We start from the raw sequence: 20665 nt of genomic DNA, 5'->3' as shown, positions 1-20665 counted from the left end.
CTGCCAATAATAATTTCAGTTGTCAAAATAAAAAACATGGGTGAAGTTGTCGGAATGCAGAATTTTACGCGACTTACGCTGCGTCGCGGCAAATCGGGGGCGGTTTCCCGACCATTGTCGGGATGATTAGTTTGGAGACCGAAGAAATGAGACGCCCGGCGCGCGAGCCTCAGAAGCCTGGCTGCGGCCCGCTGATCCCGCCCCTGTCCGATACGCTGCGGCCCCTGCGCCAGCAGGTGTTCGAACGGGTGCGCGCCGCCGGGCTGATCGCCCGGGTGCAGGTTGCCAAGGATCTGGGCGTGAGCCCCGCGTCGGTGACGACGATCACCTCGGAGCTGATCGAGGCCGGGCTGATCGAGGAGGTCGCGGCCACGCGCGAGGGGGAAACCGGGCGCGGGCGGCCTGCTGTGGCCTTGGGCGTGAGGGCTGCGGCACATCATGTGGTAGGGCTGAAGGTATCTGACCGCGACATCTCGGCGGTGGTCGTCGATTTTGCCGGGACGATCCTTGCCCGGCATCACGAAGAGCGCCGCCCGGTGCCGCTGTCGCCGCCCGAGGTCGTCTCGGTGATCGAGGCGCTGGTGGACCGGGTGGCGGCCAAGGCAGGGATGGTGCGCGGCGATCTGTCGGCGGTGGGGGTCGGGCTGCCGGGTTATGTCGACAGCGCCTCGGGACGGGTGCTCTGGTCGTCGATCCTGACGGAACGCTCGGTGCCGATGGCGCTGCTGGCGTCGGAGCGGCTGGGGCTGCCGGTGCAGATCGACAATGACGCCAATCTCTGCGCGATGGCCGAGCTGTGGTTCGGCGCGGGGCGGCGACTGTCGGATTTCGCCGTGGTGACGATCGAGCACGGGCTGGGCATGGGGATGGTGCTGAACCACCGGATCTACCGCGGCGCGCGCGGCATCGGCATGGAGCTGGGGCATACCAAGGTGCAGCTCGACGGGGCGCTGTGCCGCTGCGGGCAGCGCGGCTGTCTGGAGGCCTATGTGGCTGACTACGCCTTGGCGCGCGAGGCGACGACGGCTCTGAACTGGACGCACAAGGACGGGCAGTCGATGATCGTGCTGCTGGAGAGCCTTTACGACCATGCCAAGGCGGGAAACCAGTCGGCGCGGTCGATCTTTCGCCGGGCCGGACGCTATCTGGCGGTGGGGCTGGCCAATGTGGTGAACATGTTCGACCCGGCGCTGATCATCCTTGCCGGCGCGCGGCTGCGCTTCGACTACCTCTATGCCGCCGACACGCTGGCCGAGATGCAGGCGCTGGTGCTGGACACCGGGCGGCCCTTGCCGGCGATCGAGACCCATGCCTGGGGCGAGATGCTCTGGGCGCAGGGGGCTGCGGCGCTGGCGCTTTCGGCGGTGAGTGAGGGATTGTTGACACAGAGCCGCGAGATCGCGGCGCTCGGCTGAGTTTCCGGGAACACCCCGCGCAAGCACCTGTTACCTTGGGCGGGCATGGGAGGCTCCGGCCCTCCGCCGGTCTCCACATGCGTGCATTGCTGCATGGTGGGCAACCTGCAATAGTTGTCCGAGACGAATTTCGAGGAGGTCGCGTGGCTGGGTATCGTTTGACATCGCTAGGGGCGCTGCTGGCGGCTGCCAGCCTTGCCGCCCCGACAGCCGAGGCGCTCGACACGCTGGATTTCCGGGTGGCAGGGGGCGACAGCGAGGTCGAGGAGGCCCTGAAGGGCGCGTCCCTTCTGCTTGCGGCGCAGAACGACGGCGAGACCACGGCGCAGGATCTCTATGGTGCGGCGCGGGCCGAATATGCCCGTCTGGTCGCGGCGGCCTATGGTCTGGGGCATTATTCGCCGGTGGTGAACGTGCTGATCGACGGGCGCGAGGCGGCAGGCATCGCGCCGCTGAACGCCCCCTCGGCGATCAACCGCATCGAGGTGCGCGTCGATCCCGGCCCGGCCTTCGTCTTTGGCACCGCGCGCATCGCGCCGCTGGCGCCGGAGACCGAACTGCCCGAGGGTTTCGCCACCGGTGAGCCGGCGCAGAGCGGGCTGGTGCAATCGGCGGTGACGGCGGCGGCGGACGGCTGGCGCGGCGTGGGCTATGCCAAGGTGGAGACCGCCTCGCAGGACATCGTCGCGGATCATGCGCGGCGGCAGCTGAATGCCGAGATCGGCATGGCGCCGGGGCCGCGGCTGCGCTTCGGACGGCTGGTGATCGAGGGTGAAGAGCGGATGAGCGAAAGGCGCATCCGCAAGATCGCCGGCTTGCCGGAAGGCGAGGTCTACGACCCCGAGAAGCTTGACCGCAGCGCCGAACGGCTGCGCCGCACCGGGGTGTTCCGCTCGGTCACGCTGGCCGAGGACGAAAGGGTGACGCCGCCCGACCTTCTGGGCATCACCGCGACGCTGGTCGAGGAAAAGACCCGCCGCTACAGCTTCGGCGCCGAGATCTCCAGCGAGGAGGGGGCGAAGCTGAGCGCGGAATGGCTGCACCGCAACCTGCTGGGTGGCGGCGAGCGGCTGACCGTGACGGGCGAGGTCGCCAACCTCGGCTCGAGCAACAGCGGCATCGACTATCTGGTGGGGGTGACGCTGGACCGTCCGGCGACGCTGACGCCGGATACCACGCTGAGCTTCCACATCGACGTGGCGCGGCTGGATCAGGAGGATTACCTCGCCGACATCTCGGCGGTGGGGGCGACCTTCTCGCATCTGATCACCGATGAGCTGAGCGCCTCGGTCGGGATCGAATACAGCTATGCCGATGTGACCGACGATGCGGGGGAATATGTCTACCGCAACCTGTCGCTGCCGCTGGGCGTGATCTGGAACACCCGCGACGACGATCTGGATGCGACATCGGGCTTCTACGTCGATACCACGCTGACGCCCTTCCTCGGTTTCGGCACCACAGACTCCGGCGGGCAGCTGAAGCTCGACGCGCGGGCCTATCGCAGCTTCGGCGAGACGCGGCGCGTCACCTTCGCCGGGCGGCTGCAGGCGGGGGCGGTCTTCGGATCGGATCTGCTGGCGACACCGCGCGACTACCTGTTCTATTCGGGCGGCGGCGGCACGGTGCGGGGGCAGCCGTTCCAGTCGCTCGGCGTGCGGCCGACGGGGGTCGAGGATGACGACTACAAGATCGGCGGCACCGAATTCGCCGCGATCTCGGCGGAGGCGCGGGTCGGCGTGACCGAGAAGATCGGCGTCGTCGGCTTCGTCGATGCAGGCTACGTCGCCGCCGATGGCTTCGACTCGCTGAGCGACGACTGGCACGCGGGTGCGGGCCTTGGCGTGCGCTATGACACCGGCTTCGGCCCGATCCGTCTCGACGTGGCAAGCCCCGTCGGCGGCGACACGGGCGAGGGAGTCCAGATCTACGTCGGCATAGGACAGTCCTTCTGATGCGCATTCTCGTCTTCCTTCTCTGGCTCCTGCTTCCCGTTGCCGCCGTGGCACAGACCGAAGAGGCCGACCGCGGCTTTCTCACCGGCTTTCTGGAGGACAACCTGTCCAGCGCCGGGCGTCAGGTGACGATCACCGGCTTCGACGGGGCGCTGTCGTCGCGTGCGACCATCGCCGAGATGACCATCGCCGACAGTCAGGGCATCTGGCTGACGCTGCGCGACCTGTCCCTGGACTGGAGCCGCAGCGCGCTGCTGCGCGGGCGGCTGTCGGTGACGGAGCTGACGGCGGGCGAGATCGTGGTGGCACGGCCGCCGGTGACGGAGGGCGAGGCGCTGCCCTCGCCGGAAGCGAGCGCCTTTGCGCTGCCGGAACTGCCGGTCTCGATCGAGATCGGGCGGCTGGCGGCGGAGCGGCTGGAACTGGGCGCCGGGGTGATCGGCAGCCCGCTGGTGGCAACGCTGGAGGCCAAGGCGGTGCTGGAGGGCGGCGAGGGCGGCGTGACGCTGACCGCCAACCGCACCGATGGCGGCACGGCGGGCAGCCTGACGCTGAACGCGAGCTATTCCAACGAGACGCGGCAGCTGGTGCTGGATCTCGATGCCTCGGAAGGGCCGGGCGGGATTGCGGCGACGCTGCTGGAGCTGCCGGGGGTGCCCGCGGCACAACTGACGATCAGCGGCACCGGGCCGATCGAGGATTACACCGCCGACATCCGTATGGCGACCGACGGGGCCGAGCGGCTGGCCGGACAGGTGGCGGTGCAGGGCAATGCCACCACGGGCCGCAGCTTCACCGCGCGGCTCGGCGGCGATGTGGTGCCGCTGTTCCTGCCGGATTACGCGGAATTCTTCGGCCCCGACGTGCGTCTGGCCGTGACCGGCGCGCGGGCGGCGGACGGGCGGCTCGACCTCAGCCAGCTGTCGATGCAGACCCGGGCGCTGTCGCTCGACGGTCAGGTGGTCGTGGCGGCGGACGGGGTGCCGGAGCGGATCGACCTGACCGGGCGGATCGCGCTGGAGGATGGCTCGCCGGTGCTGCTCCCTCTGGGCGACGGGCCGGAGACGCGGCTGACCAGCGCCGATCTGAAGGTGAGCTACGATTCCGGCGAGGGCGAAGGCTGGGCGGCGGATGTGCGCGTGCTGGGGCTCGACCGGCCGGATTTCGCGGCGGAGGCCTTCACCATCGACGGGTCGGGCCGGATCACCCGGCGCGAGGGCAAGGCGGTGGTCGGCGGCACGCTGAACTATGGCGCCGAAGGGCTGCAACCGGCGAGTGCCGATCTGGCGACGGCGCTGGGGCGGGCCATCGAGGGCAGCGCCACCTTCTTCTGGAGCGAGGGCGGCGACGGGCTGCGCCTGCCGCGGCTGACGCTGGAGGGCGAGAATTACGGGCTCACCGCCGGGGTGCGGCTGGAAGGGCTGGACAGCGGGCTGACGGTGAACGGTCAGGCCGAGACCCGGTTCGACGATCTCAGCCGCTTCTCGGGGCTGGCGGGGCGTCCGCTGGCGGGCAGCGGCACGGCGACGCTGGACGGCAGCTATGCGCTGCTGGGCGGCATCTTCGACGCCGAGGGCACGGTGGCGGGCAATGACCTGTCCATCGGGCAGGCCGAGGTGGACGGGCTGCTGCGCGGCGCGTCGGAAGTGGATTTCTCGGTGCGGCGCGACACGACCGGCACGGCGCTGCGCGCGCTGGAGATCCGGGCGAGCACGCTGACCGTCTCGGCCTCGGGCACGGTGGCGACCGAGGGCAGCGACATCTCGGCCCAGCTTGCCTTCCGCGACCTGTCGGTGCTGGGCGGGCAATATGCCGGGGCGCTGGAAGGTCAGGCGCGGTTTTCCGGCGCGCCGGAGGCCGGACAGGTCAGCCTCGACGCCGAGGGCACGGGCGTTGCGATCGGCCAGCCGCAGGCGGATGCGCTGCTGCGCGGCGCCTCGACGATCCGGCTGACCGGCAGTCTGGATCAGGGCGCGCTGGACCTGCGCGAGCTGGCGATCAATGCGGCCAACCTGCGGCTGACCGCCGAGGGGCGGCTGGCGACCGAGGGCAGCGATGTGACGGCGCGTCTGGCCTTCCCCGACCTGTCGGTGCTGGGGCCGGGCTATCGCGGGGCGCTGAACGCCACCGCGCAATTCGCGGGCACCGCCGAGAACGCCACCCTGACCGCCGAGGCACAGGGCGACCGGCTGGCGATCAGCAACCCGCAGGCCGATGCCCTGCTGGCGGGCCGCAGCGATCTTGCGCTGGCGGTGCGGCTGGAGAATGGGGTGCTGAAGATCGACCGGGCGCGGCTGACCAACCCGCAGCTGACGGTCAATGCCAATGGGTCGGTGGCTGGCGCGGTGCGGCAGCTGACGCTGGAGGCGCGGCTGGCCAATTTGGCGCTTCTGGTGCCGCAATTCCCCGGCCCGGTGACGCTGAGCGGCACGGCAGAGGAAAGCGGCGGCAGCTATCGGCTGGACCTGCGGGCGCAGGGGCCGGGGCAGATCAACCTGCGCACCACCGGGACGATGGCCTCGAACTTCTCGACGGCCAATCTGGCGATCTCGGGCTCGGCACAGGCGGCGCTGGCCAATGCCTTCATCGCGCCGCGTAGCGTGACCGGGCCGCTGAGCCTCGATTTGCGGCTGAACGGGCCGCTGGCGCTGAATTCGCTGGCGGGCACCGTGTCGATGAGCGGCGGGCGCGTCGCCGACCCGGCGCTGGCCTTCGGGCTCGAGGGGCTGACGGCGACGGCGACGCTTTCGGGCGGCCGCGCGCGGATCGACGCCAGCGCGCAGTCGAGCGAGGGCGGGCGGTTGGAGGTCGCGGGCGGCATCGGTCTGGCGACGCCTTTCGAGGCCGATCTGAACCTGCGGGTGCAGCGCATGGTGCTGAAGGACCCCGAGCTTTTCACCACCACGGCGAGCGGGCCGATCACGGTCCGCGGGCCGCTGACCGGCGGCGCGACCATCGCCGGGCGGATCGAGCTGGAAGAGACAGAGCTGCGCATCCCCTCCACCGGCTTCGGCGGCAGCGGCGGGATTGCCGACCTCAAGCACCTGAGCGAACCCGCCCCGGTGCGGGCAACCCGGGCACGGGCGCGGCTGATCGATACCGGCAGCACTGGCGGCGGCGGCAGCTCCAGCCGGCCCTTCGCGCTGAACCTGACGGTGAGCTCAACCGACCGGATCTTCATCCGGGGCCGCGGGCTCGATGCCGAGCTGGGCGGCGAGCTGCTGATCAGCGGCACCACGGCCAATGTGGTGCCCTCGGGTGCGTTCAATCTGATCCGCGGTCGGCTCGACATCCTCGGCAAGCGGCTGATCCTGAGCGAGGCGCTCTTGCAGCTGCAGGGCGATTTCGTGCCCTTCGTGCGCATCGTCGCCTCGAACGAGAGCGACGGGATCATCTCGTCGGTGGTGATCGAGGGGCTGGCGACCGAACCCACGGTCAGCTTCTCCTCCATCCCCGAGCTGCCGCAGGAGGAGGTGCTGTCGCGCCTGCTCTTCGGGCGCGGGCTGTCGTCGATCTCGGCGCTGCAGGCGGCTCAGCTGGCCTCGGCGGTGGCGACACTGGCCGGGCGTGGCGGCGAGGGGATCGTTGGGCGGCTGCGCGAGAACTTCGGGCTGGACGATCTGGACATCGTGACCGATGCCGACGGCGGCGCCTCGCTGCGCGCAGGCAAATACATCTCGGAGAACGTCTATACCGAGATCGAGGTCGGCCAGCAGGGCCAGAGCCAGATCAACCTGAACCTCGACGTGACGCCCAACATCACCGTGCGCGGCAGCGCGGGCGGCAGCGGCGGCACCAGCCTCGGGGTGTTCATCGAGAAGGACTACTGAGGGGCTACTGCGGCGAGGAGCGCACGGCGTCCACCGCGGCGCCGAGCAGCACCGAGAAGGCGCTGAGGTAGAGCCAGAGCAGCAGGGCCACGACGGCGCCGATGGAGCCGTAGACCTCGTTGTAATTGGCGAAGTTGGCGAGGTAGTAGACCAGCCCGCGCGATACCATCGCCCAGAGCACCACGGCGATCCCGAGGCCCCAGGTGATGATCGGGCGCGGGCTGCCCTTGGGGCGGTTCGGCCCGAGCCGGTAGACCAGCGCCACTCCGAAGACCACGATCAGCATGCCGAGGCCGACATTGGCGAGCTCCAGCACCTTGGCGGTGGACTGGCCGAGCGGCAGGAAGGTGATGATGAGCGGGGCGACCACGCTGAGCAGCATCGCCGCCAGCACCACGCCCACCAGCGTCATGGTCAGCACGATGGCCCGCACCATGTCCCAGAGGCCGGCGCGGTTGGGCAGGCGGTGCGTCGCATTGAGCCCGCGGATCATCGCCGCCACCCCCGCCCGGGCCGACCAGAGCGCGATGCCGGTGGAGAGGGCGCTGGCCCAGCCGAGATGGCGGGTGTTGGTGCGCAGCAGCGTCTCGACCTGGTTGGAGACGAGGGCATAGGCCTCGGCGGGGACGAAATCCTTGGCGACCACCAGCTGCTGGCGGATCACGCTGGGGTCCGAGGCCCAGCCCCAGATCGCGATCACTGCGCCCACCCCGGGGAAGATCGCAAGGAAGCAGAAGAAGGCGATGCCCGCGGAGGCCATGTTGAGGTCGGCCGAGTCGATGCGATCGAACAGCTTGACGATGACCTTCCAGTGAGCCTGCCACCAGCCTTCACGCAGCACGGTCTGATCTCTCGTCTCGGAAAAGGGAAAGGCCCGCGGTGAGGCGGGCCTTTCTTTCAAACAGGATGCCTGACGGCACCCCGATCGATCAGTTGTCGGTGGTGGTCGAGTTGTCGCCGTCATCGTCGTCCGAAGCGACGAGAGCGATCAGCGCGGCGCCGCCGAGCAGCGGCAGCAGCAGGCCGCCGCCGAGGCTGCCCGAGGAACCCGGAGCGGCGACGACCGCAACCGGCTCCGGCTCGTCAACGACGACAACCGGGCCACCAGCGTTGGCGGCGATCGCCGAGGTCATGAGCGCCGAAGCGGCGACGAAGGCAGTGATTTTCTTCATAATATTCTCCTAGTGCGTGGACGACTTAGCCTACTGGATAACATAGGGCTCAATTCCAGAAAAGCCCCCAAAAAAACGCCAGATCAGTCAATGATCCTCTGGATTTGCACCTTGCCGAGCTTCTGATCTACGGTTTGGCGCGACTGGCGTATGAAAGTGCCGTTTTCGACCCAAAATTCGTTGGTAAAGGCCCCCGTCGGGCCTTCGCAGCGTTCCTGGACCAAGTTCGTGGCATAATTCCGCTCAACAACCGTGATGATTTTCGCGCCTTGCGTTGCCAAAGTGCAACGGAATTGGCTGCGAACCGTCTGGTCGAGGCCGTCTATGTGGAAATAGACGCGCTCATGGCTGCCCGCGCCGCGCCCGATCTGGGCCGCCGTGGGGGCCACGGAAGACATCAGGTCGGCCCCGAGTCCCCGCGTCGCCACCAGCACGCCATCGCGCATCGCCAGCGTCTTCTTGTCGGTCGAGGACCAGGTGACGACGCCGTTGTTGCGGCCGAACGGCGCGATCAAGGCCGAGGCGCCGGTGGCCTCCACCGTGGCGAGGGCGAGCGGTGTGGAGACCCCGGCCAGCGCCGCGCGGGTCAGCCCCAGATCCTGCGCGCCGACGGGCTTGGCCTCGCCCCGCTGCAGCACGGCGCCGAGCGTGTCGCGCAGCAGCTTGGCCTTGCCGGTGCTCTGGTCGTCCGAGCCACAGCCGGCCAGCAGCGCGAGCGCGGCCAGTAAAGCTATTCCATGCCTGCGCCGCATCATTTCCAGAATCTTCCCCACTGTTCATCAAGCCCGGTGCCCTGATAGTCGCGCACCGTGTCATAAAGCCGTCCCTCGACCGAAAGCCGGGCGCCGCCGTCGCGGGTCAGGGGCCGCAGCGTGTAGGACGAGGTTTGCCGCGTCGGCTGGCCCAGAATCGCCGTCAGCGGGATCTCGAGCCGGATGCCCTTGTCGAAGGAGCCCTCGCCGAAATCCTCGGCGGAGACGTCGGTCTTGGTGGCAAAGGCACCGACCTTCCAGCCGTTGGCGAACTGGCGGTCGAGCGACAGCGTGGCGCCGTAATCGCCCGCGAGATAGCGGCCGACGTCGAGCTGCGCCGTGTATTCGTTGCCGAATTCGTAGTAGGCCGAGGCATGGCCGGTGAAGATGTCGTATTCCTCGTCGCCGGAGAGGAAGCCGAAGCCCTGATCGAACTCGCGCTTCTTGGCGTAGTTCGCCTCGATCCCCAGCGCGAGACGGCTGTTGACCGGCTTCCACAGCACCTCGGTCGAGACGCCGCCATACATCCGCTCCAGATAACCGACGGTGACGCGGGTATAGAGCGTGTCGGCGGGGCGGGCATACCAGGCGCCGGTCAGCCGCTCCAGCGCGGTGGCGCCTTCCTTGCTGTACTGGCTCGAATCGCTGCGCACATGCGGCAGGACCGAGTTCGACTCGCGGTCGGCGTCGTCGATGTTGCCGGCGACTTTCTGGGTGACCGAGCCCGAGAGGATCAGGCCGGGCGAGAGGACATATTGCGCCTGAAGCCGCAGGCCGACATCGGCGCGCAGCGGCTCGTCGGGGTCGAAGAGGCTGGTACGCAGGTAAGGGCCGAGCGACCAGCTGAATTCGGGGTAGAGCGCCGGGTCATATTGCAGCGGCGCGCCGGGAGTGCCGACCTCGGCGAAGACGGTACGCTGGCGCAGGGCGGTCGCGGCATCGGGGGCAAACTCCAGCCGTTCGATGTCGGAGCGGCGCAGCACGACCTTGGAGGTCGGCACGCCATGCACCACCGGCACGATCTCGAAGGTCTCGACCGAGGCGGGCAGCGAATAGGCCATCGCGCGCGCGACGCGGCCCACCGCCTGCGCCTCGGCGTCGTAGCGGGTGTTGCGCACCCGCACCTCGGCTGTCTGGCCAGTGAGGGCCATCGCCTCGATGAAAAGACCGTTGTCGTCGAGCTGCTTCTGCATGTTCTTGCGCAGCAGCGCGTTGGCATCGGGCTGCGTCACCCATTCCGACGACCAGGAATCGGGATCGGAGGCGCGGGAGGGGCGCGGCTTGATCGGCACCGGCGCGTCGTCGACGAGGCCGACGGAGGCGCGGTCGCGCGGGTTCATCACGAAATGGACGCCGACGCCGACTTCGCTGCCGTGCATGTAATAGGCGCCGAGCTGCACGCCGGGGTTCAGCTGGTATTCCAGACCGAAGTTGTAGGGGCTCTCATGCTCGAAGACGCCACGCGCGCGGGATTCGGCGTCATAGGCATCCGAGGAATATTCGGCCTTCAGCGTCAGCTTCTCGGTCGGCTGCCATTCGATGCCGGCGAAGGGCGCGTATTCGCCGCGGAAGAACTGGTCGGGGTCGATGTCGCCGCCGGCGCTGCCGGAGACGAAGGTCGGGCGGTCGCCGTTCTCGCCGATGCTCTCGTAGCTGCCCAGACGCCCCCAACCGAGACCGGCGGTGACCTTGAGGTTGGGCATCAGATGCTTGGTCGCGGCGACATATTCGCCCGAGAGGATGCCGGTGCCGACGAAATCCTGCAGGCCGATCGCCACCGCGGGGCGGTAGCGGCCCTCGGTGAAGACCTGATAGCGCAGGTCGAAGCTGCGGTCATAGTAGGTCTCGAAGGCGTTGACGCCGTTGCGCTTGTTCTCGGGGATGTTGGCGTTCCAGTTCTGGATGCCACCGTAGCGGAAGCTGGCCGAGAGCCGCGGCGTGATCTGGAAGCTGAGCGTCGTGCGGGTGATGCCGCCGAAATAGGTGCTGGAGGCGGTCAGGTTGCCATCGGGCTGCGCCTCGGCCGAGGGCATGTCGATCAGGCCTGTCGTGCCATACATGTTAAGCGTCGGCCGGGTTTCCGGCGTCGCCGGCGTGGAGAAGGCGATGACAGAGGCGCTGACGAGCAGGCCACGCCGGATAGGCATTGATGGGATCGACATGGTCACCTCGTTGATGCGGGCAGTCTAGGCAGGCTGGTCCGGGCGGACAACGCCTTTCCTGCCGCGTCAGTCTATGGTCTGGCGGTTATCTTTTCGCCGCAACGATCTCGGGGGGCCGGTAGCCATCCACCCAGGAAAGGATGACCTGGCGCGCGCCCTCGGCATTTCCGACGGCCACCGCGGAGCGCAGGGCCCTGAGGGCGCTGGCCATCTCCAGTTCGGAGAGGCTGTCTTCGCGGGCGCGCAGGATCTTGGAATGCGGGGTGGTGAGCAGGCCTTCGCCGATCAGCAGCTCTTCGTGCAGCTTCTCGCCGGGGCGCAGGCCGGTCACGACGATATCGATGTCGCCGCCCGGATTGGCGGGCGAACGGACCGAATAGCCGGCCGCCTCGATCATCTGCTGCGCCAGATCGCGGATCTTCACCGGCTTGCCCATGTCGAGCACGAAGACATCGCCGCCGCGCGAGTCGCCGCCATGGGCGAAGGAGCCGGCGAGCAGCACCAGACGTGCCGCTTCGGAGATGGTCATGAAATAGCGGGTGACATCCTCGTGGGTCAGCGTCACCGGGCCGCCGCGGGCGATCTGCTCCTTGAACAGCGGGATCACCGAGCCGGAGGAGCCGAGAACGTTGCCGAAGCGCACCATCGAGAAGACCGTGCCGCTCGACCGCTTGGCGAGATCCTGGATCACCAGCTCGGCCAGCCGTTTCGAGGCGCCCATGATGTTGGTCGGGCGCACGGCCTTGTCGGTGGAGATCAGGATGAAGCGGCTGACACCGGCCTCGTGGGCGGCATCGGCCAGCGTCCGGGTGCCCAGGACGTTGTTGGCCAGACCGGCGATCGGATTGGCCTCGACGAGCGGCACATGCTTGTAGGCGGCGGCGTGGAACACGACCTCGATCTTGTGGTCGACCATCACCATCCGCGCCATCCGGCTGTCGGTGACCGAGCCGAGAACCGGCACGATCTCGACCCCCTTGGCGTCGGCCTGATCGCGCAGCTCGCGCTCGATGTTGTAGAGCGCGATCTCGCTGACGTCGAACATGACGATCCGCGCCGGGCGGATCAGCAGGAGCTGGCGGCAAAGCTCCGACCCGACCGAGCCGCCCGCACCCGAGACGAGGATGCTGCGTCCGACATAGGCCTCGGCCCCCTGTGGCAGCGCATCCTCGATCTGGCGGCGGCCGAGGAAGCGGCCGAAGACGAAGGGCGTCAGGTTGTCGATCAGCTTTTCCTCGCCGACGAGCTGGGCGAAGGAAGGCACGGTATGCACGTCGAGCCCGGTCAGCTGCAGCTTGCGGGCGATCTGCGCCAGCTTGGGCGGCGAGACCGAGGGCATGGCCAGAAGCACCCGGTCGATGTCGCGGGCGCGCACGATCTTCTCGATCTGGCTCGGCGGGAAGACCCGGAGGCCGGAGACGGTCATGCCCTGCAGCGCGGTGTTGTCATCGACGAAGGCGACGGGGCGGATGTTGCCGCGCGACGACAGCGCCGCGGCGAGCTGGCTGCCGGTGTTGCCCGCGCCGTAGATCAGCACGCGGTAGCGCTTCTGGTTCAGCTGCAGCGCCCAGAGCAGCAGGTGCAGCATCGCCATGCGCGCCGCGACCGAGAAGAGGAAGAACATCATGCCGAAGAGGATGATGCCCGCCACCGGGAAGTCGCTGCCCGAGACCTTGGCCGTCAGGGCGACGCCGATGGTCAGCACCGCGGCAAAGCCACCGGTCTTCAGGATGGCGAGGGATTCATAGGCGTTCAGCTTGATCCGCGGCATGCCGAGCACGGTCGAGATCACGCCAGCCCAGAGGGCGGTCGCCGGGAACAGGATCCAGATGTGGCTGGGGCCGGCGACGGGAACGAGGGTGGTGGAGACGAGGACGCTGGTGATCAGCAGCGCGACCGGGGCGAGGATGACATCGACCAGAAGCAGGAAAAAGCGCTTCTGCGGCCTGGAGAGACGGTCGACCAACGCGAAGAGAGGTTTTTTCAAGCGAAGCATCCACATCCCTCATGGCGGGAATTTGTAATGAATACCCTGCAACCCGTCACAGATCCTTCCGTCACATTCATCAAAAAACCGCCCCAAGATCAATGGTGTCACCGTAGGGCGATGCAAAACTTGGCACAAGTGTGGTGCAAATGTGCTGAGCCTAGTTCCGCCGAGTCCGGAACGTCCGGCGAAACAGGACTTTCGAGCCGGTTTCCCAGATCAGCGCCAGATCGTAGCAGAAACTGCGCCTCGCCTGATAAATGAGGTCCAGCCGTGCCTTACGCGGAACGCACCGCCGTGAATAGACCGCATCGGTCTCTGCCGCGCTGCGGCAGGACCTGAGAAGCGCCTCTTCGTGACGGTGAAAACGCAGGCTGGCGAGGCCGGTGATACCGGGACGATTTTGCAACACTTGCGCATAAAGCTCGGGGTAACGCTCGACATAGAGCCGGAGCGGGGGGCGCGGGCCCACGAAACTCATGTCGCCGCGCAGCACATTGAAGAGCTGGGGAATCTCGTCGAGACGGGCGCGGCGCAGGAAATGACCCATCTTCGACACGCGATCCGACTTGTCGCCACCCGAAACGCCGCTGTCCAGCGGGGCGGGGCGCATGGTGCGCAGCTTCCACAGGTTGAAGGGCCGGCCCGGCGCCTTCATCCGCTCGGCGACGTAGAACAGCGGGCGGCCCTCGGTGATCAGGAGCACGAGGAGGAGGATCGCGAAGGGGATCGCCACCAGCGCCGAGAGAAAGAGCGCGAGGAGGATGTCGGTCAGGCGCTTCGAGGGCGTCATAGGCTGCGCCACTCCGCCACCATGGTTGCGGGGTCGCCCGCCTCGGGCGGCAGCGGGCACAGGCCGTGCAGGAGCCGCGTGTCGAGCCCGACGCGGGGGATCACGGTTGCGACCTCGGGGCCCCAGTGCCAGGGCTGCGCGGCGGCTTCGAGCAGGGCCTGCATCGTCACCGGCGGAGGGGCGGCGAGGTTGAGGATCTGCGGCAGTGCCGTGCCCCCGGCGGCCAGCGCGGCAAGCCGGGCCAGCACATCGGCCAGACTGCGCGGACCGATGTAGGAGCGCACCGGCCCGCCCGGACGACCCGGCACCGGATCGAGGATCACCGGCCTGTCCGCGCGGGCCCGGCCCAGCAGCGCGTCGGCGCCGGCGACATTGCCCAGCCGCAGGATGGTCAGCCCCGGCTTGCCCGGCCCCGTGCGGTCGAGGGCGGCCTGTTCCATCTCGAGCTTGGCGCGACCGTAGGCGTTGGCGGGGTTGGGCGCGTCGCCTTCGCTCAGGTCGTCGCTGCGCTCGACGCCATAGACCGCGCCGGAGGAGAGGAGGAACAGGTGCCGCGCGTCGGCCTCTTCTGCGGCGGCACAGGCGGCCATCGCCAGATCGACATTATGCGCCATCGGGCGCGAGGCGTCGGTGACGCCCGCGAGGTTCAGCACGATGCCGCCGGGGGCCAGGCCGGGAAAGGGTTCGGCCAGCATGTCCCAGCGGAAGCCGCTGCCGCGGCTGTGCCAGAGCGGGCGGAGACCGCCGGGAAGGTCGTCAGGCCAGATCGCCTGCAGCATCCGGCCGATGCGGCCGCTGGCGCCGAGAACCAGCAGGTCCATCTCAATCCTCCTCGAAACGGGTGCGCATCTCGCGCAGCACGGGCAGCACGGCGCGGACCCGCTCGGCGCCCAGCGCCTCGACCACATCGGCGATCAGGGGGGCGATGGCCTGCACCGCCGCGTCGCGCGCCTGACGGCCCGAGGGGCTGATCGACACGAACTTGCGCCGGGCATCGTCCCAGTCGGGGCGGATATGGACATGGCCCGCCCATTCCAGCTTGGCCAAGGTGTTGGTCATCGCGCCGCGCGTGACGTGGAAGGATTTCGCCAGCTGCGCCGGGGTGCGTTCCTCGGCGGCGCGGGCGAGATGGTTCAGCACGCCGAAATGCGACAGCTCCATCCCCTTGGGCAGCACCTTGGAGAGCCGGTTGCGGGCGAGCTGGTCGGCCATGAACAGCTCGCCGAACAGGGCAACCGCGATGTCCTCGGTTTTTTCGCGCATCAGGGCCGCGCCTCGGCCACGGCGGATCGGAGCCGGCCCTGCTGCATGCTCAGCCCGCCAGCAGCGGATCGAGTTTCCCGGCATCGTCCAGCGCATGCAGGTCGTCGCAGCCGCCGACGTGTTTCTCGCCGATGAAGATCTGCGGCACGGTGCGGCCGCCGTTGGAGCGCTTGGTCATCGTGGCGCGCAGGCCGGGGTCGCGGCTCACGTCGATCTCGGTGAAGGCGACGCCCTTCGAGGTCAGCAGCCGCTTGGCGGCATGGCAGTATCCGCAGAGCGGCGTGGTGTAGATTTCGACGGGCTTCATGAGGCTCCCTTTCAGTCGGTTCGACTATAGGGATTTAGGTCTCCTTCGCAACGCGCGCCAGTATCGCCACCGACACCTCTGCGGCACCTGCGGTCAGACAGGCCTCTGCCGCCGCCGCCAGAGTGGCACCGGAGGTCATCACATCGTCGACCAGAAGCACCCGGCGGCCCAGCATCTGTGCCGTGCGGCCCGGGTGGGGGCGGATCGCGCCGCTCATGTTCTCGAACCTGCCCTCGCGCGACCGGCCCTCCTGGCTGCGGGTGTTGCGCGGGCGGGTCAGCAGGTCGGGACAATGGTCGAGCCCGGCGAGCCGCGCCAGCGCGGTGGAGAGGAGCGCGGCCTGATTGTAGCGCCGTTTCAGCAGCCGCAGCCAATGGAGCGGCACCGGCGCCACCAGCATGCCGGGCTGCAGGATTGGCGCCGTCGCCCGCAGCATCCAGCCCGCCGCCGGGGCCGCGAGATCGAGCCGGTCGCCATGCTTCAGCGCCAGCACGATGCGCCGCCCGTTGTCCTTGTAGAGCAGCGCAGAGCGGCCCTGCACCCAGGGCCGCGCCAGCGTCAGGCAGTCGTCGCAGTGCACGGCATGGCCCGGATCGTCGCCGGGCAGTGGCGTGCCGCAGAGGTCACAGACGAGGCCGGTGATGAAGGGCGTCTCGCGCCAGCAGGGGCCGCAGAGGCCGAAATCGGTGGTCACCAGCGCGTCGCAGGTGAGGCATTGCGGCGGATAGACCAGTTGCAGCGCGGCTTGCATTCCCATGCCACCCTCCTTAGGTGCGCGTGACCGGAGGCTCCCATGACCCCCATCCTGACCGACCGCATCGCCCTTGCCCGCCACCGCATCCGCGCTTCGCGCGACCCGGCGCTGTTCCTGCACGAGGAAGCCGTCGCCGAGGTGGATGAAAGACTCAGCGCGGTTAACAGGCAGTTTAGATCGCCCGCCGTGGTCACCGCCTTTCCGCAGGTCTGGCAGGGGCTGCTGCCAGATGCGCGTTTCGTCTCCGACGAGGAGACGCTGGCGCTGGAGCCCGAGGCACACGATCTTGTGATCCATGCGATGTGCCTGCACTGGGCCAATGATCCGGTGGGGCAACTGGTGCAATGCCGCCGTGCGCTGAAGCCTGACGGGCTGTTCCTCGGGCTGATGCTGGGCGGGCAGACGCTGGCGGAGCTGCGCGCCGCCCTGGCCGAGGCGGAGGCCGCGGTGACCGGGGGCCTGTCGCCACGGGTGGTGCCGATGGGCGAGATCCGCGATCTGGGCGCGCTGCTGCAGCGGGCGGGCTTTGCCCTGCCGGTGGCCGATGCGCTGGCGCAGGAGGTCAGCTATCGCGACAGCCTGCATCTGATGCGTGATCTGCGGGCCATGGGCGAGACCAACGCGCTTGCCGCCCGGCAGCGCCGCACCACGCCGCGGGCCGTCTTCGCCGAAACCCAGCGGCGCTATGCCCAAGCCTTTTCGCGCCCCGACGGGCGGGTGACGGCGACCTTCGAGATCGTTTGCCTGACCGGCTGGGCACCGCACGAGAGCCAGCCGAAGCCGCTGCGCCCCGGGTCGGCGGTGGCCTCCTTGGCCGAGGCGCTGGCTCGGCAAAAACCGTTGGGCGGTTGACCCCGACGAAGATGCCTATATGTCTCGTGGGCCGACGTGAAATGGACTGGACGCCCCAATGCTGCACGCCCCGCCGGGCACTGCCCAAGCGATGACTTCCTCGGACCCGATCCTGCCGGGACAGGCGAGGCTGGCTCATGCGCCCGCCGATCACCCGCCGGTGCGGACGGCGAAGATCGGGGTGCTGCTGGCCAATCTCGGCACGCCGGACAATTACGACTACTGGTCGATGCGGCGCTACCTGAACGAGTTCCTCTCGGACAAGCGGGTGATCGACTATCCGGCGTGGAAGTGGCAGCCGCTGCTGCAGCTGCTGATCCTGAGCAAGCGGCCCTTCAGCTCGGGCGCGAATTACAAGCTGATCTGGAACCACGACAAGGGCGAGAGCCCGCTGATGACCATCACCAAGGACCAGACGGCCAAGATCGCCGAGGCGATGAAGGCGCAGATGGGCGACGGCGTGATGGTGGATTTCTGCATGCGCTACGGCAATCCTTCCACCGAGTCGAAGGTGCGGGCGATGGTCGAGGCGGGCTGCGAGAAGATCCTGTTCTTCCCGCTTTATCCGCATTACGCGGGCGCCACCTCGGCCACGGCGAACGACGCCTTCTTCCGCGCGCTGATGAAGGAAAAGCGCCAGCCCGCCGCACGAACCGTGCCGGAGTATTTCGACCATCCGCTCTATATCGACGCGCTGGCGCAATCGGTGGAGCGGGCCTATGCGGCGCTCGATCACCGGCCCGATGTGCTGGTCGCCTCCTACCACGGGATGCCGAAGCGCTATCTCATGTCGGGCGATCCCTACCACTGCCAGTGCGCCAAAACGTCACGGCTGCTGCGCGAGCGGCTGGGCTGGGAAAAGGGCTCGATCGACACCACTTTCCAGTCGGTCTTCGGGCCGGAGGAATGGCTGAAGCCCTATACGGTGGAGCATGTGGCCGAGCTGGCGAAGGCCGGGAAGAAGCGCATCGCGGTGATGGCGCCGGCCTTTTCGGCCGATTGCATCGAGACGCTGGAAGAGATCAACGGCGAGATCCGCGAAGCCTTCGAGCATGCGGGCGGCGAGAGCTTCACCTACATCCCCTGCCTCAACGACGACGAGCTGCACATCCGCGCGCTGGTCGAGGTGATCACCGAGAATCTGGCGGGCTGGCGGCGCTGAGCCCGGCCTTGCGGTAAAGGAAAAGGGCGGTGAGGAAACTCACCGCCCTTTCCATTTCCGACGGGATCGGATCAGTTCGAAGCCGCGGCGGCGACGACGAGCAGCAGCAGCAGCGGAACGACGACGCCACCGGCCGACGACGACGTCTGAGCTTCGACGACTGCCGGCTCCATGATCGGTTCAACCATGCCGCCAGCGAAGGCGGAGGAAGCGGCGACCGACAGGGCGGCGGCGAGCGCAAGTTTCTTCATAAGTAACCTCCAATTATCGCACATCACCGAAGTTTTGCAGAGGCGAAGATGTGCACCCAAGACTGTACCTCGTGAAGTTTTCTAAGCAGCTTCATTTGGCCTTTGCAATCTTGCTCATGGAGCCCGAAATGCGCCGCCGGAGCGCATTGTCAAATAAGCAACACCTGTGTCCCAACCTTCGAGAGCGGGAAGAGTTGCTGGATATGTTCGTTGTACAATCCGATGCAACCGTTGGAAGATCTCCGGCCGATCTTGCGCGTGTCATGCGTGCCGTGGATGCGGTAATAGGTCCAGGACAGGTAGAGCGCATGGGTGCCGAGCGGGTTGTCGGGCGAGCCGCCTTCGACCACCTCCGGCCATTCCGGATTGCGCTCGCGCATCGAGGGCGTCGGGCGCCAGGTCGGCGCGACGACCTTCTGCACCACTTCGGTGCGGCCCAGCCGGGTCAGGTCTTCGGACAGCGGCACCGAGGTGGGGAACAGAAGGTAGGTCGACTGGTCCTCGGACCAGTAGTGCAGCGCGCGCGAGGTGGTGTCGACGAGGATCGCGCCGTTCCGCGTGTTGTCGAAATAGGGCTTCCAGTCCAGCATGCGGAAGCTGGAGATGTTGTTCCGGACGGGGCCCGTGGCCGGCGGTTCCATCTCGGTGGTGCCGTCCTGCGCAAGGGCGGGCAAAGCCAGCGACCCGAGCCCGGCTGCGGCAACGCCCAGCAGCGCCCGGCGATTGAGCTTGTTCGAGTGATCGGCACTCATCCGCTAGTCTCCTTGAGAGGTAAGATGCCTTTCGTTTTACGCTCTTGACCGGACAGCCGCAAATCAATCCCACCCGCTCGGACCTTCTCACGCAGAGTTGCGTTTGAATATCGCAGGGGCTTTCTGATAAGACGGCCCGAACAAGCTTACGGGTGGACAGGAAATGACCAAATTCTCCGTTCTCGCACTCTGCGGGGCCATTGCTCTTTCGGCCTGCGCCCCGCAAGCCCCGGCGCTCGGGCCGGATGGCAAGCCGTTGCCGCAGATCTACCGGCTCACCGACACCTCCGCGATCACCTACCGGGTGCTCGATTCGGTCAACTCGCTGCGTCAGGCCCGGGGCGCCGCACCGCTGGAACTGAACGCCCAGCTGAACGCCGCCGCCGCAACCCATTCGCGCGACATGTCGGTGCAGAACCGCCCCTGGCACTTCGGCTCCGACGGCTCCTCGCCGCTGGTTCGGGTGCAGCGGGCGGGGTATCAGGGCATGCTGCTGGGCGAGCTGATCTCGGAGACCTATCAGACCGAGCTGGAAACGCTCGCCGCCTGGATGGATCTGCCCGATACGCGCGACGTGGTGCTGGACCCCAAGGCGACGCAGCTGGGCTTTGCCTGGTATCAGGAGCCGCAGGGCAAGATCTGGTGGACGCTGATCACCGGCTCGTCCGCGGGGGCGATGCAGCCCTTCCCGATGGCGGCGAACTGAGCCGCAGGGACGTTGGAGCGGGCGGGGATTTCCCCGCCCTTTCTCATGGCAGGATGTGGATCGGCGTTCCAACGCGGATCATCGAATAGATGGTCTCCATCTCCTTGTCGGTGACCGCGATGCAGCCCGCCGTCCAGTCACCCCTGTTGGTGCCCTTCCAGTTCGACCGGCCATGGATGAAGATGTCGCCGCCGGGCTTCTTGCCCGCCAGAAGCGCCATCTCGGAATCGTAGACGTTCGGATAGGAGATCCCCAGCGACAGGTGATAGGCGCTGTTGGGGTTGTTGCGGTCGATCCAGTAGCCGCCTTCGGGCGTCTTGCCGTCGCCCTCGAACTGCTTGTGCCCGACCGGCATGAAGCCCAGCGCGACATTGTATTGCTTGAGCACCTTGTTGTGGTGCAGCAGATACATCTTCCGGTCGGCCTTGTGCACCTGGATGCTGGTCACCGCCGGACCGCGATAGGTCTTGAATTTCGAGTCCCCGCATGCCGTGAGGCCCAAGGCCAGCACGAACGCCAGGATGATCCTGAAGAGAGTCATGTCACTACTGC

Annotated in this window: 19 protein-coding genes; 6 read left to right on the top strand and 13 right to left on the bottom strand. The window is 67.7% G+C overall.

Annotation, left to right across the window (positions count from 1 at the left end):
- The first annotated feature begins 146 nt into the window (after window positions 1-146).
- From AC3A5Z_RS16950 to AC3A5Z_RS16940, 3 genes are all read left to right on the top strand, one after another.
- Entirely contained in the window at window positions 147-1415 is a 1269-nt protein-coding gene (locus AC3A5Z_RS16950; protein ID WP_487520493.1) for an ROK family protein, read from the top strand.
- A gap of 143 nt (window positions 1416-1558) precedes the next feature.
- The gene (locus AC3A5Z_RS16945; protein ID WP_487520492.1) at window positions 1559-3370 is read left to right on the top strand and encodes an autotransporter assembly complex protein TamA; all 1812 of its coding nucleotides are present in this window, start codon (window positions 1559-1561) and stop codon (window positions 3368-3370) included.
- The gene (locus AC3A5Z_RS16940) at window positions 3370-7200 is read left to right on the top strand and encodes a translocation/assembly module TamB domain-containing protein (RefSeq protein WP_487520491.1); all 3831 of its coding nucleotides are present in this window, start codon (window positions 3370-3372) and stop codon (window positions 7198-7200) included. Before AC3A5Z_RS16945 ends, AC3A5Z_RS16940 begins: the two co-directional genes overlap by 1 nt.
- A 4-nt stretch (window positions 7201-7204) precedes the next feature.
- Here the strand turns inward: AC3A5Z_RS16940 and AC3A5Z_RS16935 are convergent, their stop codons facing one another.
- The 10 genes from AC3A5Z_RS16935 to AC3A5Z_RS16890 all read right to left on the bottom strand — a co-directional run bounded on the left by AC3A5Z_RS16935 (window position 7205) and on the right by AC3A5Z_RS16890 (window position 16393).
- Window positions 7205-8041 carry a YihY/virulence factor BrkB family protein gene (locus AC3A5Z_RS16935; protein WP_487520490.1) on the bottom strand — a complete coding sequence of 279 codons (837 nt, stop codon included), beginning with the start codon at window positions 8039-8041 and terminating at the stop codon, window positions 7205-7207.
- An 88-nt stretch (window positions 8042-8129) separates the two neighbouring features.
- Complete coding sequence (locus tag AC3A5Z_RS16930) at window positions 8130-8372, bottom strand: hypothetical protein (protein WP_487520489.1); 243 nt, start codon at window positions 8370-8372, stop codon at window positions 8130-8132.
- Window positions 8373-8455: 83 nt separating this feature from the next.
- Complete coding sequence (locus AC3A5Z_RS16925) at window positions 8456-9127, bottom strand: YjbF family lipoprotein (RefSeq protein ID WP_487520488.1); 672 nt, start codon at window positions 9125-9127, stop codon at window positions 8456-8458.
- Window positions 9124-11286, bottom strand: a complete 2163-nt coding sequence (locus tag AC3A5Z_RS16920) for a YjbH domain-containing protein (RefSeq protein ID WP_487520487.1) — start codon at window positions 11284-11286, stop codon at window positions 9124-9126. The genes AC3A5Z_RS16925 and AC3A5Z_RS16920 overlap by 4 nt, the downstream gene beginning before the upstream one ends.
- Before the next feature lie 85 nt (window positions 11287-11371).
- Window positions 11372-13273 carry a polysaccharide biosynthesis protein gene (locus tag AC3A5Z_RS16915; RefSeq protein WP_487520486.1) on the bottom strand — a complete coding sequence of 634 codons (1902 nt, stop codon included), beginning with the start codon at window positions 13271-13273 and terminating at the stop codon, window positions 11372-11374.
- A 160-nt stretch (window positions 13274-13433) separates the two neighbouring features.
- Window positions 13434-14066, bottom strand: a complete 633-nt coding sequence (locus AC3A5Z_RS16910; RefSeq protein ID WP_487520485.1) for a sugar transferase — start codon at window positions 14064-14066, stop codon at window positions 13434-13436.
- Window positions 14063-14887: an NAD-dependent epimerase/dehydratase family protein gene (locus tag AC3A5Z_RS16905; protein ID WP_487520484.1), complete on the bottom strand. Its 825-nt coding sequence runs from the start codon at window positions 14885-14887 to the stop codon at window positions 14063-14065. Before AC3A5Z_RS16905 ends, AC3A5Z_RS16910 begins: the two co-directional genes overlap by 4 nt.
- 1 nt (window position 14888) lies before the next feature.
- Window positions 14889-15329, bottom strand: a complete 441-nt coding sequence (locus tag AC3A5Z_RS16900) for a MarR family winged helix-turn-helix transcriptional regulator (RefSeq protein WP_487520483.1) — start codon at window positions 15327-15329, stop codon at window positions 14889-14891.
- A 49-nt stretch (window positions 15330-15378) separates the two neighbouring features.
- The gene (grxC, locus tag AC3A5Z_RS16895) at window positions 15379-15636 is read right to left on the bottom strand and encodes a glutaredoxin 3 (RefSeq protein ID WP_487520482.1); all 258 of its coding nucleotides are present in this window, start codon (window positions 15634-15636) and stop codon (window positions 15379-15381) included.
- A gap of 34 nt (window positions 15637-15670) precedes the next feature.
- Complete coding sequence (locus AC3A5Z_RS16890; RefSeq protein WP_487520481.1) at window positions 15671-16393, bottom strand: ComF family protein; 723 nt, start codon at window positions 16391-16393, stop codon at window positions 15671-15673.
- 36 nt (window positions 16394-16429) lie between these two features.
- Here AC3A5Z_RS16890 and AC3A5Z_RS16885 point away from each other — a divergent pair, with 36 nt between their 5' ends.
- Together AC3A5Z_RS16885 and hemH are read left to right on the top strand one after the other, a co-directional pair.
- Entirely contained in the window at window positions 16430-17242 is an 813-nt protein-coding gene (locus AC3A5Z_RS16885; protein WP_487520480.1) for a methyltransferase domain-containing protein, read from the top strand.
- Window positions 17243-17333: 91 nt separating this feature from the next.
- The gene (hemH, locus tag AC3A5Z_RS16880; protein ID WP_487520592.1) at window positions 17334-18404 is read left to right on the top strand and encodes a ferrochelatase; all 1071 of its coding nucleotides are present in this window, start codon (window positions 17334-17336) and stop codon (window positions 18402-18404) included.
- 71 nt (window positions 18405-18475) lie between these two features.
- Here hemH and AC3A5Z_RS16875 read toward each other — a convergent pair whose 3' ends face one another.
- Window positions 18476-18655: a hypothetical protein gene (locus AC3A5Z_RS16875; RefSeq protein ID WP_487520479.1), complete on the bottom strand. Its 180-nt coding sequence runs from the start codon at window positions 18653-18655 to the stop codon at window positions 18476-18478.
- A 149-nt stretch (window positions 18656-18804) separates the two neighbouring features.
- Window positions 18805-19407 carry a L,D-transpeptidase gene (locus tag AC3A5Z_RS16870; protein ID WP_487520478.1) on the bottom strand — a complete coding sequence of 201 codons (603 nt, stop codon included), beginning with the start codon at window positions 19405-19407 and terminating at the stop codon, window positions 18805-18807.
- Between the two features lie 163 nt (window positions 19408-19570).
- Here AC3A5Z_RS16870 and dalA point away from each other — a divergent pair, with 163 nt between their 5' ends.
- Window positions 19571-20113, top strand: coding sequence for a divisome-associated lipoprotein DalA (dalA, locus tag AC3A5Z_RS16865; protein ID WP_487520477.1), 543 nt, complete (start codon window positions 19571-19573; stop codon window positions 20111-20113).
- Window positions 20114-20156: 43 nt separating this feature from the next.
- On the opposite strand, the gene AC3A5Z_RS16860 is transcribed toward dalA, so the two are convergent.
- Complete coding sequence (locus tag AC3A5Z_RS16860; protein ID WP_487520476.1) at window positions 20157-20654, bottom strand: L,D-transpeptidase family protein; 498 nt, start codon at window positions 20652-20654, stop codon at window positions 20157-20159.
- Between the last annotated feature and the right edge of the window lie 11 nt (window positions 20655-20665).

This window comes from Cereibacter sp. Soil_C_27 (assembly GCF_057657095.1).
The sequence above is the reverse complement of the archived record's forward strand: the minus strand, read 5'-3'. Positions and strand labels throughout refer to the sequence as shown.

Coding starts and splice junctions, on each gene's coding strand:
- AC3A5Z_RS16950 (WP_487520493.1), top strand. CDS start 147: ATGAGACGCCCGGCGCGCGAGCCTCAGAAGCCTGGCTGCGGCCCGCTG.
- AC3A5Z_RS16940 (WP_487520491.1), top strand. CDS start 3,370: ATGCGCATTCTCGTCTTCCTTCTCTGGCTCCTGCTTCCCGTTGCCGCC.
- AC3A5Z_RS16930 (WP_487520489.1), bottom strand. CDS start 8,372: ATGAAGAAAATCACTGCCTTCGTCGCCGCTTCGGCGCTCATGACCTCG.
- AC3A5Z_RS16925 (WP_487520488.1), bottom strand. CDS start 9,127: ATGATGCGGCGCAGGCATGGAATAGCTTTACTGGCCGCGCTCGCGCTG.
- AC3A5Z_RS16920 (WP_487520487.1), bottom strand. CDS start 11,286: ATGTCGATCCCATCAATGCCTATCCGGCGTGGCCTGCTCGTCAGCGCC.
- AC3A5Z_RS16910 (WP_487520485.1), bottom strand. CDS start 14,066: ATGACGCCCTCGAAGCGCCTGACCGACATCCTCCTCGCGCTCTTTCTC.
- AC3A5Z_RS16905 (WP_487520484.1), bottom strand. CDS start 14,887: ATGGACCTGCTGGTTCTCGGCGCCAGCGGCCGCATCGGCCGGATGCTG.
- AC3A5Z_RS16900 (WP_487520483.1), bottom strand. CDS start 15,329: ATGCGCGAAAAAACCGAGGACATCGCGGTTGCCCTGTTCGGCGAGCTG.
- grxC (WP_487520482.1), bottom strand. CDS start 15,636: ATGAAGCCCGTCGAAATCTACACCACGCCGCTCTGCGGATACTGCCAT.
- AC3A5Z_RS16890 (WP_487520481.1), bottom strand. CDS start 16,393: ATGGGAATGCAAGCCGCGCTGCAACTGGTCTATCCGCCGCAATGCCTC.
- AC3A5Z_RS16885 (WP_487520480.1), top strand. CDS start 16,430: ATGACCCCCATCCTGACCGACCGCATCGCCCTTGCCCGCCACCGCATC.
- hemH (WP_487520592.1), top strand. CDS start 17,334: ATGACTTCCTCGGACCCGATCCTGCCGGGACAGGCGAGGCTGGCTCAT.
- AC3A5Z_RS16875 (WP_487520479.1), bottom strand. CDS start 18,655: ATGAAGAAACTTGCGCTCGCCGCCGCCCTGTCGGTCGCCGCTTCCTCC.
- AC3A5Z_RS16870 (WP_487520478.1), bottom strand. CDS start 19,407: ATGAGTGCCGATCACTCGAACAAGCTCAATCGCCGGGCGCTGCTGGGC.
- dalA (WP_487520477.1), top strand. CDS start 19,571: ATGACCAAATTCTCCGTTCTCGCACTCTGCGGGGCCATTGCTCTTTCG.
- AC3A5Z_RS16860 (WP_487520476.1), bottom strand. CDS start 20,654: ATGACTCTCTTCAGGATCATCCTGGCGTTCGTGCTGGCCTTGGGCCTC.